Raw genomic sequence first — 17,218 nt, forward strand, 5'->3', positions numbered from 1 at the left:
GAACTCTTATATGATCTCAGAAGAATTAAAAATCTATCTAAAACGCACCCTGCCTATTATTGGCATTTTTGTGTTGTTTCCATTGATTAGTTATGGAATTTGGGAATTCTACCCAAAAAGAAATCTGAATTTACTAATCATTGACAAAACCGTTTTAGGGCCTGGATTAGTTGAACATAGCAGTTTGTTTTGGGTACTAAACCATCAGAAGTATACTAAAAGGGATCAGACTTTTTATGATAGGAAAGTAGATTACTTGGGTTATTATCCTGCTGGAGAGAAACCTAAACCAGAGATCAAAGATCTTTCCAAGTATTCATCTCAAATGATTCAGGATAAAGTATCTAATCTGGATTTGATTTTCATTACTGATACATATGGAGTAATGGAGGCGACAGAAAAAGTAGATAACAATTCAATCACTTTAGTTCCAAAGAAGATCTATGGAGGATTAGATGAAAAAGATATTGAGTTGATACGAGAGGCAAAAGATCAGGAGAAAACCATTGTAGCTGAATTCAATACCATGGCAAGTCCTACTTCCAAGGAGAATAGAACCGAATTTGAAAACTTAATGGGGCTTCAATGGACTGGTTGGATCGGGAGATATTTTGATGAAATGGACACCTTGTTGAATACAGAGCTTCCCAATTGGATGAAGTTTCAATACAAAAAACAGCATGATGGGAATTGGTTGCCCTCTGGACCCGGATTGATATTCATTCATGAAGACGGAAGGATAGAGGGGCTAACCTTTAAGGAAGATTTTCAGAATAAAATACCTCTTATTCGCTCCCAAAAGATTAATCCATTAAGTGAATTACTCCCTGAAGTAGTTCCCTATCCGGATTGGTTTGATGTGGTTTTGATTGAGCGGGATTATAAAGTCATTTCCTATTACGATATCAACCCCACATCTGAAGGGTTGGAAAAATTGAGAAGTATGGGGTTGCCAAGATTTTTTCCTGCAGCTGTAGTCAAAGACAATGGTAAAGGAAAGTTGTATTATCTGGCAGGTGATTATTCAGATTTACGTGTGGATTTAGGTTCCTCCCAGTTTACTGGTCTTCCATTTTTTTGGAAAGGTCTGCACTTGGTAACTGATTATACCGATAGAGAGAGCTTCTTCTGGAATTATTATTATCCTCTAACTTCGAAAATTCTGGAGGATGCCTATAGCTCCAAAAATTAATTCTCCGGAAAATCTTCAGGTAACAACTTATTAGTCTGAATCAGGTAATTATTCCGGTTTTTGAACTCTTCAAACTCTCCGGTCATCCTGTTGAGATTTTGGGTATCCACGATCGGATCAATATTCAATCTATCTGATATAAGGAATAATTGTCCGTCTGACAAGAAGTATTCTCCATGAATATAATCGAGTAGTTGATTTTTATTTCTCATCAAAGGCATGGCGATGTTGGACTGAAATGTTCTGGCGGTATCTAATACTTGACCTTGCCAGATCAACTCTTCCGGAAGGTTTAAATCTACTTGTTTCTCCAGGAAGGATAAGATCGATGGTGTGATTTCCCAATGTGAAACCACTCCTTTAAATGATTCTGGTCCTTTTAATTTTGGTGAATAGATAATTAATGGAACATGGAAGCGATCCAAACGAGTAGACATGGGAATTTCAGGAAGTCTGTGGTCACCCGTGATGATGAAAATGGTATTTTCAAACTCTGGCCTTTTTCTATATTCATTGAAGAAATCGCGAACTGCGTCATCCGCATAGAGCAAAGTCATATAAATATTCTCATAGGATAAATAGTCATTGACTTTGGAATCGCTGAAACCCAGTTCATTCGAAAGATAATTCCGTAGTTTAGGTTGATAGATTTCGGGATTGGGAACGATATAAGGGTCATGAGAGGTTTGAGTCTGAAAAATCCTTAACTGAGGAGAATCATCAGATTCTGGTAGTTTACTCAATCCATTAGAGAACATGGCTTTATCAGGGTAACCCCAAGAAAAACCAGATTCAGAAGGCGTTTTTTCATATTCAGGACCATAGCTCTGTTGATCCACAATTAAATCCACCTCTTGATAATCCAAGAAACTCCCTTCGTTATCGAAGTTTTGGTCTGCTCCAATAAAGAAATTCAATTCATATCCATTTTCTTTCAAAATACTAAGAATGGTTTCGTGTTTAGGATAGTTGGGAGAGAACTCCAAAAATCCATTTTTCCCAAAAGGCAAACCAGCCATGGTGCCAGGAAGTATACCAAATGTTCTACCGGTGGATGAAATTGCATTTTCCCATACTAAACTGGATACCGCCAAAGAATCCAAGAAAGGAGTGAAGCTCCCTAAATAGGCATCTCTACCGGAATAGGCTCTTCCTAAACTTTCAAATAAAATGAAGACGATATCTGGTTTGGACTCTAAGCTATCGAAAAAAGGACTTAATACATCAGGATATTCTGCTCGATGCACAAAAGGATAGATGTCATCAAAATAATCCTTTTGCACAATCAGATCATTGCCGGAAGGTCTCAGGTAAAAATCAAAGTAATAATTATCATCAAACATGAAGTAATTGAATGATGCTTGGGATAAAAAATGAGTTTTATTTACCTGAACATTGCTTTTATTCTCATTGGCTGAGCTGTTATCTGTAATAGGGAAGAATACATAGAAGAAAATAAACACATAGGTAACGCCACTGACTACCAAATAAGTTTTAAGTGATAGCTTGATGAATCGGTAACCTAAAGAAAGAATCAATCCAAGTACAACGGCTCCAAATACCCCTAAGAAAACCGTAAGAAAGTTTAATTGTCCTGAAGCTTGCACTGTAGCTAGTAAGTCTTCTAGACTATATGCGTAAACATCACTTCCTAGAGGGAGTAGAGTTTTTAGGAAATAAGATATGAGTGCTACATGGATGATGATGGTTAACACAAAAATCAATAGCGTTAAGCCCCTTCCAAGTTTAGGTGAAAATAAACTTACTACTAGATGAACCATAAGCAGCAAACCCATAAAATAGAGATACCATCCTACATCCTCCAGTAAGCTTTCTATGATTACATCAGATATGGTAAAATTTAATAAGTGATTACTAAAGACTAGTTTTAATTCTAAAATCCTGATAATCAGCATTATAAATAAAAACATAATTCCCATTCCCCAGAAGAATCTTAAGATGGTTTGGATTTTCAGGGGTAAATTGGACCTGATTTCGGCTTTTTGGGCCATAATTGATCTATAACTTTTTGAGTGAAGACTGAAAAGATAGGGCAAAATCGGGTATCTTCAACCTGACAAATCAATTATATGAGTAAAACAGATCTTCTATTTGAACTTTACAGCAATTTGAGCACAACTGGTGCGTTGACTTTTAGTTCAAAATCGTTAGTAAATAAAATGCTTTCATATTCTGATCTTTCAGATGCAAAACTAATTGTTGAAATGGGAGGTGGGGATGGAAGCATTACACAAGGAATTGTGGACCGATTGGCTCCTGATGCTGAATTGTTGGTATTTGAAATCAGTACTTCTTTTTGCGATGCTATGAAAAAGCAATTTCCTCAGGAAAATGTGAAAATCATTAACGATTCTGCAGAGAATATTCATCTATATTTAGATGGAAAAAAGGTGGATTATATTTTTTCATCCTTGCCCTTTAGTTTTATTTCACCAGAAATCCGAGATGAAATCTTAAGGCAAAGTAGAAGTGCGCTAAACAGCAGTGGATATTTCATTCAGATATGCTATTCCTATTTATTGAAAAGCCTATTCAAAAAGCATTTCAATTCTGTGAAATCAAGTTTTACTTTAAAGAATCTGCCACCGGCTTTTGTGATGATCTGTAATTAATAGAAATGGATATCCTGAAGACAGCCCTTATGGAAATGTGCAGGAAAAAGAAAAAGTCCTTCTTTTATCCAGATTTGATCATTCAAGAAATGTACCCGGAAGACTGGACACATTTCTATCCTGAGTTAGCGTTACTTATAGCATCTTTACTTCAGGGAAGCACAATTGAACTAGAAGGTCAACCATCCGAGGACTTATTTAAGGACATTGTTAACCGAACAATTAAAATAAGATGTTTGGGTAAACCTAAATCCTAAATCATCTGTTCTAATTCAAACATAAATGAATCATGGATAAGGATTTGAAATTGCCAGAAACAGAAGTATCCATTCCCGAAGGTTTGGAATTAATTACATTAGGCGCAGGTTGCTTTTGGTGTACAGAAGCAGTTTTTCAGAGATTAGAAGGAGTAAAGTCTGTAGTTTCTGGATATTCAAATGGTCTTATAGCTCAACCTACTTATGATCAAATCTGTACAGGTACAACAGGACATGCAGAAGTGGTACAGGTTTATTTTGATCCTAAAATCATCAGCCTACATAAGATTTTAGAGGTGTTTTTTGCCACCCATGATCCAACTACACTAAATAGACAAGGAGCTGATTCTGGTCCTCAATACCGCTCTGCCATTTATTATATTAATGAAACTCAAAAGTCTATAGCAATGGATCTCAAATCACAATTGAATGAGTCAAATGTGTTTGAAAACCCTATCGTGACTGAAATAGCTCCATTGTTAAGCTTTTATCCAGCAGAAAATTATCATCAGGATTTTTATAATCGAAATGGGCATCAGCCCTATTGCCAATTTGTGATCAAACCTAAAGTGAACAAACTGGAAAAATTCTTTAAGGAAAGTTTGAAATAATTATTAAAGTGTAAATATGCTTACAATGAAGCGAACAAGAGCCCAGGAATCAAGATCCGCCATTGAAAAGATGTATATCACCATGAGGCATCTATTCACTAGAGGTAGTTACAAGCCTATGGGGATTTCTGGTGAGAGTCTTGTCAATGCATTAATGGTGTTGAGCCCTGAAATCTATGGGACCATTACTGACACTGAAAAAATAGAATTGGATGGCCTGCTTTACGTGATGGAACGACTTCCTCGAGGTATTGAAGAGTGTCGCTATGTTCGCCTAATAAGCAGAGAAGGTTATGAAACTTCCCATTTGACTCCAATTGTCCCTCCAAAAAGAAAGAGAAACTGCTATCGATTAGATGATCATGTAATGTATGTGGAGATGACCAGAGGGAGATCAGATATCTATGATATTTTAACCCACCTGACTTTCTTGTACATTGAGTCGAAAAAAATTCTTAATAACAGTACGGATCCAAAAGGCAAAATCTCCCAAAACTGGATCATGTTAGAAGAATTGGTTAAAAAAGAAGATGCTGGTGAGCCATTTGAAAAAGAAGCCGCCAGTGCTTATTTGAGTCATTTAATAGGAAGGACGTTCGAAGAGACCATAAGTGCTGTGGATAAATTTGAAAAATCCTCCAACTCCAATAGTCTTTTTAGCATAGTCTACCACATGGGTAGACTTGCTTTAGAGGAACAGACTAAAAACTTGGATAGGGAAATTTCTTTTTCGGCCACTTTGAGAGAACGGGTAGGACACCATGTATATGGTGAACTTTGGGCAAGGAGAATAAAATTAGCCCTAGATGAGCATGAACTCCTCAAAAGACCTATTCATGTTATTTCGGCTAATCTTCATTCGGTACTGAACACCATTTATGGACACCAGCTATTAAGCCTAAAGAACTATGAGGAAATAGAGAAAGTGGTGATGGATATTAGTGTAAATGCCAAATCCAATAAAGGTAAAGCCATTATTGATTATGCCAAAAAGCATGGTTTCATTGATTTACCAGATGAATCTGGGACCAACATTGGCGTTCAAATTATTGATACGGCATTACTGGAGAAGGATGAATTGATCCCCGGAGTCAAATTACCGAAAGAGGAGGAGAAAAAGCCTGTTTTTGTGGTCATGGATTATGCATTTGGAGAGCAGGCTTATGAATGTTTCGATGAACTCTTAAAACCGTTTAACAAAGGAAAAAAATCTATTCCCTTAAACGTAGAGTCTACCAGTATCATGGGAAAAGCAGGAATTCTTTATGGGGGAAAAGGTGACCTAATGATTCCTAATTCACATATTTTTGAGGGCACAGCCGATAATTATCCTTTCAAAAATGAATTGAAGAAATCTGATTTTGAAGGCTATGGTCTGGGTGTTTACCAAGGGGCTATGATAACAGTGCTGGGTACTTCTCTTCAAAACAGGGATATTTTGACCTACTTCATGAAGTCTAGTTGGAGTGCAGTAGGACTAGAAATGGAAGGTGCCCATTATCAAAAAGCCATACAATCTGCCTCTAAAATCAGGAGGAGTATCAAATCCAATGTGAAAGTGCTTTATGCTTACTATGCTTCTGATAATCCTTTGGAAACTGGAAGCACCTTGGCTTCGGGTGCTTTGGGAATGGAAGGGGTAAGGCCCACTTATCTGATTACCTATAAAATTTTAGAAAAACTTTTCGGCTAATTCCAAACATAAAGTTAACAGTCCCTTGCGATTTTCGTCTTGGATGTATCTCGTAAACTGATCGGATAAGCAATGGGTAAACTCAGAATCTTTCTACTTCTTTTCACCGTTGTTTTTGTTTTTCAAAGTTGTCTTGAGGGCAATGAAAACAGAAAAGAGTTTTACTGGAACCAAACAGGGTGTGCGGATCCATGGCTGGCAATTAATCCAGAGGGTGGTTCCGAAAATCAGATTAGTAAAGACCTGGTCAATTATTTGCAAACTGAGGGAATTAAGAATGCCCGAGTACTCAAGTTTAAATCTGAGGATCCCATAGCTGTTTGCTTGGCATGTACCTGTACCACAGGAGTTCGTATTTATGTAGAAGTTCCCACCAAGTACAGTTCAAAAATGATTGATTTAGGTTTTGTAGAGGCATAAAAAAAGGTTGTCTAATACGCTTTGAATTGTCATATTGAACTGAGTCGAGCTATGAGAAATCCAAGGTAGTAAATAGACAACCTCTTTTAGATTTTATTGCAAGTTTGAATTAATAGGAGGAGGCCCAGCTGGAATCATACCTTTGTAGACATAATCTCCTAAATGTTCTTTAAAATCTGCTTTTACTGATTCCACCAATTCTGGATTTTGGAATAAATCAACCATGGTCATCGATAAAGCTTTCGCAGCGTAGGCCATTCCTTTGTGTCCTATGGACATTCCTCCTGCAGCAACTACCGCCCATGAATGCCATGGAGTTCCATTGGGAGCTGTTGTCGCTGACAATCGAATGGTCGGTACTACATAGCTTACATCCCCAACGTCTGTACTTCCTCCCATGCTATGTTCTGCAGTTTCTTCCATCGGTTCAATTGTTGAAACCAATCCAATTTGAGGTTTTCCGGTAGCTTCTTGGATTTTCTTAGCAAATTCCTGCTCTTCTTCTGTATAAGAAATAGGCCCTAAAGTCTCCAGATTCTTTTGAAGTGCAGCGGATCCTGTTCTATTCACCAAAACCTCATGTACACCTGAAATTAAACTTACCTTGTAATCTACATTTGCCATGATTGCGGCTCCTTCAGCCATTTTCTGCACTTGCTCATATACTGGCATCAATCCATCACGACTACTGTCTCTTACCCTTACCCAAATTCTGCTGTAATCTGGAACCACATTGACTACCTGACCGGCATCCTGGATATGGTAATGAATTCGAACGGTAGGCTTAATATGTTCTCGGTAATAGTTTATTCCAGTGGTGTATAGTTCTAATGCATCGGAAGCACTTCTTCCGTTCCATGGATCGGCAGCAGCATGAGCCGATTGCCCGGTAAATTCAACTTGGAAATCTACTAAAGCCAATCCTTTTTGAACTGCTGTTTTTGTTTCAGCAGCGGGATGCCAGTCCATCACCACATCTACATCTTCAAATAGTCCTGCTCTGATCATCCATAATTTACCGAAGAATTTCTCTTCTGCAGGAGTACCATAGAATCTAACGGTACCCTGAATTTTTCCTTCTTCAATCAAATCTTTGATAGCCGCAGCAGCTCCAAGCGAGGCAACTCCGAATAAGTTATGTCCACATCCATGCCCAGGAGCATCTTGATGTAACGGACTTTTATAGGGTACTTTATTTTGAGAAAGTCCTGGTAATGCATCAAATTCTCCTAGGATTCCAATAATAGGAGATCCGGAACCATATTCAGCTACAAATGCGGTTGGTATTTCTGCCACTCCTCTAGTGACTTTGAATCCTAAACTTTCTGCATAATCGGATAGAGCTCCTGCAGACTGGGTTTCTCTAAATGCGATTTCCTCAAAAGACCAGATTTTATCACTTAAGTCTGTAAGATCTACGTACCGCTCATCCACAGACTGGATTACCTCTTGTTTTAAGGGATTTGGTTTTGATTTTTTCTGTCCAAAAGCAGCACCTCCTACCAATATGACTGGTATAAGTAAGAGGTTTATATAGTATTTTTTCACTGTTCTAAATTGATTGGTTGATAAAAATTGAAAGGCTATAATGGGCTTTGTTTACCAGGCGATGCCATAATCATCGCCGTAGTCACTGGATCCTCCCCAAAAACTACCATGTTTCCAGTCAAACCAGATGGCATTTAAGGGGCCTGAGGTTTTATTCCATAATTCCAGTTTATATCCTTTTTTTGAAAGCTCCTTACTAATCCAATCTGGGGTATCTTTTCTAAGCACCATGGCCCCAGGTCTTACCTGGTGATCTCCAAAAGAACTTTGCATTTGGTAAGAGTTGAAGTTAGCTGCTTCTGTTGCTTCTTGTACATCCATATCAAACTCTACGATGTTCAAGAATAATTGTAAAAGATTTTGATCCTGAGAATCGCCGCCCTGCACCGCGAAGGCCAACATAGGTTTTCCATCTTTCAATGCCAAGCTTGGCGTTAACGTCACTCTAGGTCTCTTTCCTGGTTCAGGTAGGTTGTATGGATTTAGGTTTTCATCCAATACGAAACTCTGCATTCTTTGTGATAATCCAACCCCCGTATTGCCAGCTACAACAGCAGGAACCCATCCACCACTTGGAGTAACGGATACTACCCAACCTTCTGCATCAGCAGTTTCCACTGAAGTCGTTCCACTTTGAAAATCTGCTAAAAACTGTTCATCCAAAGTACTGTTGAATTGAGAGGGTTCAAGTGCTGCAATGGAAGCTTTGTTTTTATTCAAAATGTCCAAATAGGGATTGGTTTCCCCTTGAAATGGATAAGGGTCTCCCGCAGTAATGCTCGGATCATTTACATCTCCGATAAGCTTTGCTCTTTCTTTGGCATATTCTTTAGATAATAAACCTTCCATAGGAGAATCTACAAATGCTGGGTCACCGTAATAGAAATCTCTGTCTGCAAACGCTAAATTCATCGCTTGGTAGACCGTATGAATATAATTAGCCGAGTTATACCCCATTGACTTCAAGTCAAAGTTTTCTAGGATGTTCAAGGATTGAAGCAACGCCGGGCCTTGAGTCCATTCCTGCAACTTATAAACATCAATTCCTTTGTAATTTACATGCAAAGGTTCTTCAATCTTTACAGTCCAGTTAGCCAAATCTTCCTCAGTAAAAAGTCCTCCTTGTTCTCTAGTCCCTCTTACAATTTCTTTAGCAATATCTCCTTTATAAAATCGGTCGTAAGCAGCATAAATAGCTTCTTTTCTAGATTTACCTGCTGCTAAAGCTTCTTTTTCTGCTTCAACCAATTTGGATAGGGTCTGGTACAAATCTTCTTGGACAAAAATCTCTCCTGGGGAAGGAGCTTCTCTTTCTTCCCCAAGGTGAGGTAAGAAAATCTTTTTAGAATAAGGCCATCCTTTGATTCTAGCCTTTTGCGCTTCCATCGCATTGGCTGTTTGTGCCTCGATTGGGTAACCTTTGGCTAATTCCATGGATGGTTTTAAGATTTGTTCCAAGCTCATGGTTCCATACTCAGCCAACATAGTCATAATTCCACCTGGTGTTCCTGGAGTGGTTGCAGCCAAAGGACCATACTGAGGAGGATAATCCATTCCTTGGGATTTATAAAAATCAACAGTCGCCCCAGTAGGAGCATATCCAAGTGCATTAATAGCAATAACTTTCTTTTCAATAGGATGGTAGATTAGCGCTTGAGTTTCTCCGCCCCAAGACAAAACATCCCACATTGTAGAAGTTGCCGCAATCATGGCGCAAGCTGCGTCCACGGCATTTCCTCCTTGTTGGAATATGCTAGCTCCAGCGGTAGCTCCTAATGGCTTACCCGTAATGGCTACCCAGTTCTTTCCATGCAGAATCGGTTTATTGTTAGGTGTAGTGCCGGCTCCTAATCCGGGAAGGCCCTGTCCTCTCACATTCAATGAAGTGAAAATCAGAGCAATCAAGTATAACTTTTTCATGAAATTTGATATATGTATGTTGATTTAATTGGTATCTGTATCTTCTAACAATTGAGTCATAATAGGTCTAAATCCAGGGAATTTAGAATTGTAATAGGTGAATAATTGAAATAATCCACTGGGTTCTTTCAAGTCAATGCCGTTTTCGTTGGTATAATTAGCCATCTCATCTGCTAAATCTCCAAACAAGGCAAATATTTTTTTACGTCCTTTTGGGACTTCTATTACATCCTCGCCTTTCAGGAAATAGTACACATTTCTTTTGATGATTTGATCATTTCTATTTCCAACCATCAAAGCTGAATTATAATTAGATTCTTTGAAAACTGCCATCGTTCTTCTCATGAGCGGTAATTCTCCATCCACTAAAACTTCAAAAAAGCCAGCAATTGGAGCACCTTCATCTTTGAAATCCATTCCATTGACAAAATATCGGGGTACTTTATAAGTAGAATCCACCCAGACGAAATTTTGGATCCGGAGTCCAGGCATGACTGATACAAGATTGTTCTCAGGCTCCATCAATTCAAACATGTTGGATACTATATTATAGCGTACTCTAAACCCTTCCAATACCTGTTGATCCCTGTAGAGCAGGAGGGAAGCGCTATTCCATTTCAAGTCTAAATAATTATTGCCTTCCAGTTTTTTGGGTTCAGGAGGAATTCCATACACCATATTCCCTCCAATCATATTGGGCCGGTCATTAAACAGGTTGGTGATATTGTTGGCTCGAATCGTTTTTTGCAAAGCAGCACCTGAACCTTCAGCTCCAAATTTGACCATGTAAAGATCTCCTAAATCCAGATCCTTAGTCAGGTTAACGTTCTGCTCAAACTTGTTATAGCCTGGTAGATTTAAAGCTAAGGTGTATTTATCTCCCACTATCTGGTCAATCATAAAATTCCCACCTTTACTTGAAATTTCCCCAAAGGCTGTCCCACGCAGCGTCACACTTACGCCATCTAAAAACTCTTTGGTATCAGCATCCATTATTCTTCCTTTTATATGAAAAGTCTGACCAGTCACAAGGATGACATGGAAGAAAGACATGAGTACAAATAAGAGCTTAGGTAATAGCTTTATTAGGAAGGTATTCATGATTTGGGTTTTTAGGGATTTATTAGAAATATAACTCAAATTGATGTAATGATTTCAGTTTTTCACTGGATACAATTTATATTTTAAGAATTCAAGAAGAATGTAAAGTAAAAAGCCTATTTTGCCTATATGCCTAATATTGGCTTATATTTACACAAATTAAACTGATTGTTTACCAGTTTTTTACACTTTGAAAATCACACCAACCATTGGATTTCTCTTCTTTTAATTTTGAACCTTCCTTGCAGGAAGGCCTAGATGCCATGGGTTTTGAAAACCCCACACCGATTCAAGAAAAAGCAATACCTGTTATTTTAGAAAATAAAGACCTGATCGCTTGTGCGCAAACAGGAACAGGGAAAACTGCAGCTTTTATATTACCGGTACTTAATAAAATTTCTAAATCCGGTTCAGATAAGCTTAATACGCTTGTATTAGCTCCCACCCGAGAATTAGCGATTCAAATCGATCAACAAATTCAAGGCTTTTCCTATTTCCTTGGTATAAGCTCTATTCCTATTTATGGTGGGGGAGATGGGATTGTTTGGGAGCAGCAAAAGAAAGCCCTAGAGACAGGAGCAGAGATAGTAGTGGCTACTCCTGGAAGGTTAATTGCTCTCCTTGCAGGTGGCAAGATGGACTTAAGTTCACTGCAACATCTTATTTTAGACGAGGCAGACCGCATGATGGATATGGGCTTTTCGGATGATATCTTAAAAATAGTCAATTATCTTCCTAAGGATCGGCAGACAATTCTTTTCTCTGCAACCATGCCTTCCAAAATCCGCCAATTCAGTATGAAAATATTGAATCAACCTGAAGAAATTTCTATTGCATTAGGTAAAACTGCGGAGGGAGTTTCCCAATCCATGTATTCTGTTTACGATTCACAAAAAGAAGAACTCGTCAAACATATACTTTCCCAAAAAGCCTTTGAAGCTGTGATTATTTTTGCTTCTACCAAAGAAAAAGTAAAGGGGCTGTATAAAGCTTTACGAAAGCATTTTGATGTAGAAGCATTTCATTCTGACTTAGAGCAAGTAGACCGGGAGAAAATAATGTCTGCTTTTAAAAATAAAGCAGTGAAGATTTTAATTGGAACAGATATTATTTCCAGAGGCATAGATGTAGTTGGAATAGAATTAGTCATCAACTTTGATACGCCAAGTGATCCCGAGGATTATGTTCACAGAGTAGGAAGAACTGCCAGAGCGGATAAAGAAGGAGAGGCCATCACCTTTGTTAACCCAAAGGATCAGCAAAAATTTGCTAGGATTGAGAAATTGATTGGAATGTCCATTACTCAAAATCCATTACCTGAAGGTTTTGATAAAGGTCCAGAATATAGTGGTGAATCTTTTAAATCCAATAGGAAGTTTGATAAACCAAATAGTCCCACATTTAAGAAAAACTCTGGCCACAAAAAGAAATTTCCACCCCGTCAAAAGCCTAAAAAGGAGTCTACACATGGTAAGTTACCATCTGGGCAGAAAGTGGAATCTCCAAAAGCTAATGAAGCTTCTGGAACCAAACCTTCCCATGAAAAATCGAATAATGGTAAATTTGGTAATAGAAGAAATGTAATTGACCCTTAAGTTCTTGAATTCAGATTGTATTTCTAAAGTACTTCAGGTAAATTGAAGTACTTTTTATTTTTAAAGGCATCATCATGCAATCTGTTAAATACAAGTCTAGGGGACCTACTGTTTCATTTTTACAAGAGATACTAGGAAAACTGGGATTTCAACTTCCTAACACTGGATATTTCGGCTTAGAAACTGATCAAGCTGTAAAAGAGTTTCAGTCTAAAAACAACTTGGTGGTAGACGGTAAGGTTGGTGTTAAAACTTGGACTTTGTTACTAGCCAAAGCCAATCCAAATCATGCTTTTGGGAATAAGTTTTTAGGAGAGCAAGACCTAATGCAGTTTGCTCAGCAATATGGATTGGAACTATCCTGTGTCAAGGCCGTGAATGAAGTAGAAAGTAGTGGGAGAGGCTTCCTGATCAATGGGATGGCAAAAATACTTTTCGAAGGCCATGTGTTTTGGAGACAATTAGAGGCAAGAGGGATAGACCCTTCGGAGCTTTCCAATATTGGTAATCAGGACATTTTGTATAAAAAATGGACAAAAAAATTCTATTTATCTGGTACACGGGAATATGATCGTTTAGAAAAAGCAATCAACTTAGGGCCAGACCCCAGAATAAAATCAGCTGCTTTATCTTCTGCTTCCTGGGGTAGTTTCCAAATCATGGGATATCATGCCACAAAGCTTGGGTATCCTAGTGTAGAGGTTTTTGTGGATGAAATGCAAATACATGAACGGAATCATTTAGAGGCTTTTGGGCGATATCTTAAGACCTATGGTTGCCTACAGTTTCTAAAAGAAAAAAACTGGGCTGGGTTTGCTAATTGTTATAATGGATCAGGATTTGCAGAAAATAAATACGATGTAAAATTGGCAGCTGCCTATGAAAAATATTCTTAACCAAAATCCAATTAAATGTTATTGAATGAATTAATTAAACTTTTTGAACGGGATATAGATAGACTTTACAAGGAAATAGATGCTTATTCTGATGAAAAAGTCCTTTGGGAAATTGAGAATCAAATAAGTAATTCAGCTGGAAATCTTTGTCTTCATTTGTTGGGGAACCTTCAGGCTTTTGTTGGGCATGAGTTGGGAGGTTTCGACTACTCGAGAGATCGTGAGTTTGAATTTGCAGGAAAGGATGTTCCTAAGTCACAATTATTAAGCGAAATCACCAAATTAAAGCGAATTATGGTGAGTAGCTTAGAAGGAATGGATGAAGCCTTGATTGATAAAAATTATCCTATTGAGGTTTTTGGTAGACCTATGACAAACGAATACTTTTTAATCCATTTGTATGGACATTTTAATTACCATTTAGGGCAGATAAATTACCATAGAAGGATCTTACAACCCTAAAAAAAGGCCCCAAACGTTCATTCGGGGCCTTTTTGATTGATAGTGGTTATTATTTTTTAATACAAGGTTCTAAATCTGATCGTACCTGGAATTGTTTTCAATGCATCTATAGCATCCGGAGAATAAGCCTTATCAATGTCGGTAATCACATATCCTATCTTCTCGTTGGTCTTTAAGTATTGCCCTACAATATTGATTTCATAATTAGCCAACACTTGATTGATTTTTGCCAATACACCAGGTTCGTTCATGTGGATATGAATAAGCCTGTGTGCATCCTGCAAAAATGGGAGTTGAATATTTGGGAAATTCACAGAGTTATAGGTATTGCCTGTATTGATGTATTCCATGATTTTTCCAGGAACAAATCGTGCGATATTTTCCTGAGCTTCCAGCGTACTTCCTCCAATATGTGGCGTTAAAATGGTGTTTGGCAAACCAATTAATTCAGAAACGAATGGTTCTGAGTTGTTTTTAGGTTCTTCAGGGAAAACATCTACTGCACAACCTGCCAAATGACCGGAAAGAATGGCTTCTTTCAAAGCAGCTATTTCTACCACATGACCTCTACTAAGGTTCACAAGAATCGCTCCTTTTTTCATTTTAGCGATTTTCTCCTTATTAATGATGTTTTTATTGCTTTTACGCCCATCTACATGCAGGGAAATCATATCACAAGTACTCAGCAATTCATCCAAAGAGTCTAATTTTGTTGCGTTTCCTAGTGCTAATCTTTCAATTACATCATAATAGAACACATTCATTCCCATACTTTCGGCAAGGACAGAAAGCTGGGCTCCAATGTTACCATAGCCAACAATTCCCAATTTTTTTCCTCTTATTTCAAAACTACCACTGGCAGATTTATCCCATTTTCCTTGATGCATGGCAACGGATTTATCTGCAAAATTCCGCATTAGAAATATAATTTCTGCAATGGCCATTTCTACTACGGATCTGGTATTGCTAAATGGGGCATTGAATACAGCAATCCCCTTTTCCTGACAAGTTTCCAAATCAATTTGATTAGTGCCAATACAAAAAGCACCAATGGCGATCAATCGATTAGCATTCTCCAAGACCTTCTTGGTGATGTTGGTTTTGGATCGAATACCGATGATCGATACATTCTTGATTTTCTCACAAAGCTCATCTTCGCTCAATGCAGAACTGATGACTTCTACATCGTAGCCTTCTTCTATTAACAACTCTACCCCGATTGGGTGGACATTCTCTAAAAGAAGGACTTTGATCCTACTTTTTGGGTATGAAAACTTCGTGTTCAATTTATTGATATATAGTATTTCATCTAAACTTGGTGCAATATGATCTGCTTGGCTAGTTACTTTTGGTCGGGATACATTTTCGGTAAAAGCATAAAACTTATTTGCTAATCCAGAAGCTTTGATTTCATAATCAGTATAGCCATCACCAATCACATAAATATCTCCTTCTAAATTAATTCTTTTGATGGTTTCTGCCTTTCCTTTATTAGATGAAAGAGGATTTTCTCGATTGAAATCAACGATATTTCCTGCATCGTCGTAGACAAATTCATTGGCAAATACATTCTCCTTTTTGATGCCATAATCCCCTACAATAGGAATAATGAAATCCTTGAATCCATTGGAAATAATAAAGATATCTTCTGCATTTTCCTGAAGAAACTCTTTATTCCTTTCAAAAGACTTAGATACTTTTTTCTTTAAAGCATCAATTAAGTCATCTATTTGGGATTGTGTCGCATTTAAAATTTCAAGACGCTGAATTAAACTATCACGAAAAGTCAAGGAACCATCCATTCCTTTGTCAGTGATGTCTTTAATTGCTTGGAGTTTACGATCTCTTTCTGGATCATTTTCCAAGCTTATTTCACCTAGAATGTCCAATGCTTCCACCTGTGTGAAAGTACTGTCAAAATCAATGATAAATTTTTTGGTTTGAGGCATGAGCAGGGTCGATTTTTGAATCAGGCAGTAAAATTACAGTATTGTTAAAATTTTAGAAGCTTTATTGGAAAAATTGTTTCTATAAGTTTCACTTATAAATAGTATGGCAATAATTTTTAAAAGCAAAAGGCTATTTGGAGAGGGTTCAAATGATTGAAATCATCATTTAATTCTTTTTCGCTAGCATTGAATCCTTTATTTTTGATCAGATTAAATACTTGATGTTATGAAAATACCTTTAACCATTATTGCATTTTTAGCTTTATGTATTGGTTTTTCTTGTTCCTCTCCAAAAACTGATCGATCTGATTTGAATCCACAGGATACTGTAGCAGGAACCTATGGATCGGAAGTAATAGAAAGTAATATTATCAGTACTTCTGAAATGGTTCAAATCGTACAACATGAAGGAACATTTGAAGGGAAAATTTCAGGAGAAATTACGGAGGTATGCAGTCAAAAGGGCTGTTGGCTTAAAATGGATTTGCCCAATGGGAACAGTATGAGAGTGACCTTCAAGAATTATGAGTTTTTTGTACCTAAAAATTCTCAAGGATTTCCCATGATCTTGGAGGGAGTGGCGACGCTTACAAAAACAAGTGTGAAGACCTTACAGCATTACGCAAAAGATGCAGGCAAGTCGGAAGAAGAAATAGCAAAAATTACTGAGCCTAAAATGGAGATTTCCTTTGAGGCTGTGGGAGTAAAAATTAAAGATAAAGCCTAAGATGGCAATAGCATTAGACAATCTAAGAGTAGGTAGGGTATATAAGATGGTCAATTTAGGAGAAGTACGAAAGCTCGAGATTATTGATCGATTAAGTGACCAAAATTTCAAAGTAAAGGATCTGGATACTTTGGAATACTATACCATATTTGAATTGCTCCAGTGGGGCAAAGGAAAAGATTATGACCTGGATGAGCTCCGGTAATTCATCTCC

Annotated in this window: 16 protein-coding genes; 11 read left to right on the forward strand and 5 right to left on the reverse strand. The window is 37.6% G+C overall.

The genetic code is table 11. From position 1 onward, the window contains the following. The first annotated feature begins 10 nt into the window (after window positions 1-10). Window positions 11-1,192, forward strand: coding sequence for a hypothetical protein (locus tag JYB62_RS03875; RefSeq protein WP_205644113.1), 1,182 nt, complete (start codon window positions 11-13; stop codon window positions 1,190-1,192). Here JYB62_RS03875 and JYB62_RS03880 read toward each other — a convergent pair. After that, a complete protein-coding gene (locus JYB62_RS03880; RefSeq protein WP_205644114.1) occupies window positions 1,189-3,204 on the reverse strand; it encodes an LTA synthase family protein in 2,016 nt (671 codons plus the stop codon). The two genes, JYB62_RS03875 and JYB62_RS03880, sit on opposite strands and share 4 nt — an antisense overlap. A gap of 78 nt (window positions 3,205-3,282) precedes the next feature. On the opposite strand from JYB62_RS03880, the gene JYB62_RS03885 reads away from it, so the two are divergent. The 5 genes from JYB62_RS03885 (at window position 3,283) to JYB62_RS03905 (ending at window position 6,806) form a co-directional block, all read left to right on the forward strand. Further along, window positions 3,283-3,825 carry a class I SAM-dependent methyltransferase gene (locus tag JYB62_RS03885; RefSeq protein WP_205644115.1) on the forward strand — a complete coding sequence of 181 codons (543 nt, stop codon included), beginning with the start codon at window positions 3,283-3,285 and terminating at the stop codon, window positions 3,823-3,825. A 5-nt stretch (window positions 3,826-3,830) separates the two neighbouring features. Continuing rightward, entirely contained in the window at window positions 3,831-4,082 is a 252-nt protein-coding gene (locus JYB62_RS03890) for a hypothetical protein (protein WP_205644116.1), read from the forward strand. A 32-nt stretch (window positions 4,083-4,114) separates the two neighbouring features. Continuing rightward, window positions 4,115-4,693: a peptide-methionine (S)-S-oxide reductase MsrA gene (gene msrA / locus JYB62_RS03895; RefSeq protein ID WP_205644117.1), complete on the forward strand. Its 579-nt coding sequence runs from the start codon at window positions 4,115-4,117 to the stop codon at window positions 4,691-4,693. 25 nt (window positions 4,694-4,718) lie between these two features. Further along, on the forward strand, window positions 4,719-6,386 hold the full coding sequence (locus JYB62_RS03900; protein ID WP_205644118.1) for a DUF6909 family protein: 1,668 nt from the start codon (window positions 4,719-4,721) through the stop codon (window positions 6,384-6,386). Window positions 6,387-6,458: 72 nt separating this feature from the next. After that, complete coding sequence (locus JYB62_RS03905; protein ID WP_205644119.1) at window positions 6,459-6,806, forward strand: hypothetical protein; 348 nt, start codon at window positions 6,459-6,461, stop codon at window positions 6,804-6,806. A gap of 93 nt (window positions 6,807-6,899) precedes the next feature. On the opposite strand, the gene JYB62_RS03910 is transcribed toward JYB62_RS03905, so the two are convergent. The 3 genes from JYB62_RS03910 to JYB62_RS03920 are packed head-to-tail and all read right to left on the reverse strand — an operon-like array spanning window position 6,900 to window position 11,375. After that, a complete protein-coding gene (locus JYB62_RS03910) occupies window positions 6,900-8,354 on the reverse strand; it encodes an amidohydrolase (RefSeq protein WP_205644120.1) in 1,455 nt (484 codons plus the stop codon). 51 nt (window positions 8,355-8,405) lie between these two features. Beyond that, window positions 8,406-10,274: a gamma-glutamyltransferase family protein gene (locus JYB62_RS03915; protein ID WP_205644121.1), complete on the reverse strand. Its 1,869-nt coding sequence runs from the start codon at window positions 10,272-10,274 to the stop codon at window positions 8,406-8,408. A 24-nt stretch (window positions 10,275-10,298) separates the two neighbouring features. Next, the gene (locus JYB62_RS03920) at window positions 10,299-11,375 is read right to left on the reverse strand and encodes a carboxypeptidase-like regulatory domain-containing protein (RefSeq protein WP_243431435.1); all 1,077 of its coding nucleotides are present in this window, start codon (window positions 11,373-11,375) and stop codon (window positions 10,299-10,301) included. Window positions 11,376-11,584: 209 nt separating this feature from the next. Here JYB62_RS03920 and JYB62_RS03925 point away from each other — a divergent pair, with 209 nt between their 5' ends. The 3 genes from JYB62_RS03925 (at window position 11,585) to JYB62_RS03935 (ending at window position 14,328) form a co-directional block, all read left to right on the forward strand. Then, window positions 11,585-12,970, forward strand: coding sequence for a DEAD/DEAH box helicase (locus JYB62_RS03925; RefSeq protein WP_205644122.1), 1,386 nt, complete (start codon window positions 11,585-11,587; stop codon window positions 12,968-12,970). Window positions 12,971-13,044: 74 nt separating this feature from the next. Continuing rightward, entirely contained in the window at window positions 13,045-13,866 is an 822-nt protein-coding gene (locus JYB62_RS03930) for an N-acetylmuramidase domain-containing protein (RefSeq protein ID WP_205644123.1), read from the forward strand. Between the two features lie 15 nt (window positions 13,867-13,881). Next, window positions 13,882-14,328, forward strand: a complete 447-nt coding sequence (locus JYB62_RS03935) for a DinB family protein (protein ID WP_205644124.1) — start codon at window positions 13,882-13,884, stop codon at window positions 14,326-14,328. 56 nt (window positions 14,329-14,384) lie between these two features. Here JYB62_RS03935 and serA read toward each other — a convergent pair whose 3' ends face one another. Then, a complete protein-coding gene (serA, locus tag JYB62_RS03940) occupies window positions 14,385-16,277 on the reverse strand; it encodes a phosphoglycerate dehydrogenase (RefSeq protein ID WP_205644125.1) in 1,893 nt (630 codons plus the stop codon). A 226-nt stretch (window positions 16,278-16,503) separates the two neighbouring features. Here serA and JYB62_RS03945 point away from each other — a divergent pair, with 226 nt between their 5' ends. Further along, the gene (locus JYB62_RS03945) at window positions 16,504-17,004 is read left to right on the forward strand and encodes a DUF4920 domain-containing protein (RefSeq protein ID WP_205644126.1); all 501 of its coding nucleotides are present in this window, start codon (window positions 16,504-16,506) and stop codon (window positions 17,002-17,004) included. A 1-nt stretch (window position 17,005) separates the two neighbouring features. Further along, window positions 17,006-17,209, forward strand: coding sequence for a hypothetical protein (locus JYB62_RS03950; RefSeq protein WP_074224189.1), 204 nt, complete (start codon window positions 17,006-17,008; stop codon window positions 17,207-17,209). The last annotated feature ends 9 nt before the right edge of the window (window positions 17,210-17,218 follow it).

The sequence above is a fragment of the Algoriphagus lutimaris genome (assembly GCF_017051705.1).
In the GTDB taxonomy this organism is placed as follows: domain Bacteria; phylum Bacteroidota; class Bacteroidia; order Cytophagales; family Cyclobacteriaceae; genus Algoriphagus; species Algoriphagus lutimaris.

What these genes read in the sequence shown, in the direction of transcription:
- serA (WP_205644125.1), bottom strand. Translation starts at nt 16,277, where the DNA reads ATGCCTCAAACCAAAAAATTTATCATTGATTTTGACAGTACTTTCACA.
- JYB62_RS03885 (WP_205644115.1), top strand. Translation starts at nt 3,283, where the DNA reads ATGAGTAAAACAGATCTTCTATTTGAACTTTACAGCAATTTGAGCACA.
- JYB62_RS03935 (WP_205644124.1), top strand. Translation starts at nt 13,882, where the DNA reads ATGTTATTGAATGAATTAATTAAACTTTTTGAACGGGATATAGATAGA.
- JYB62_RS03890 (WP_205644116.1), top strand. Translation starts at nt 3,831, where the DNA reads ATGGATATCCTGAAGACAGCCCTTATGGAAATGTGCAGGAAAAAGAAA.
- JYB62_RS03905 (WP_205644119.1), top strand. Translation starts at nt 6,459, where the DNA reads ATGGGTAAACTCAGAATCTTTCTACTTCTTTTCACCGTTGTTTTTGTT.
- JYB62_RS03930 (WP_205644123.1), top strand. Translation starts at nt 13,045, where the DNA reads ATGCAATCTGTTAAATACAAGTCTAGGGGACCTACTGTTTCATTTTTA.
- JYB62_RS03920 (WP_243431435.1), bottom strand. Translation starts at nt 11,375, where the DNA reads ATGAATACCTTCCTAATAAAGCTATTACCTAAGCTCTTATTTGTACTC.
- JYB62_RS03900 (WP_205644118.1), top strand. Translation starts at nt 4,719, where the DNA reads ATGAAGCGAACAAGAGCCCAGGAATCAAGATCCGCCATTGAAAAGATG.
- msrA (WP_205644117.1), top strand. Translation starts at nt 4,115, where the DNA reads ATGGATAAGGATTTGAAATTGCCAGAAACAGAAGTATCCATTCCCGAA.
- JYB62_RS03915 (WP_205644121.1), bottom strand. Translation starts at nt 10,274, where the DNA reads ATGAAAAAGTTATACTTGATTGCTCTGATTTTCACTTCATTGAATGTG.
- JYB62_RS03880 (WP_205644114.1), bottom strand. Translation starts at nt 3,204, where the DNA reads ATGGCCCAAAAAGCCGAAATCAGGTCCAATTTACCCCTGAAAATCCAA.
- JYB62_RS03945 (WP_205644126.1), top strand. Translation starts at nt 16,504, where the DNA reads ATGAAAATACCTTTAACCATTATTGCATTTTTAGCTTTATGTATTGGT.
- JYB62_RS03875 (WP_205644113.1), top strand. Translation starts at nt 11, where the DNA reads ATGATCTCAGAAGAATTAAAAATCTATCTAAAACGCACCCTGCCTATT.
- JYB62_RS03950 (WP_074224189.1), top strand. Translation starts at nt 17,006, where the DNA reads ATGGCAATAGCATTAGACAATCTAAGAGTAGGTAGGGTATATAAGATG.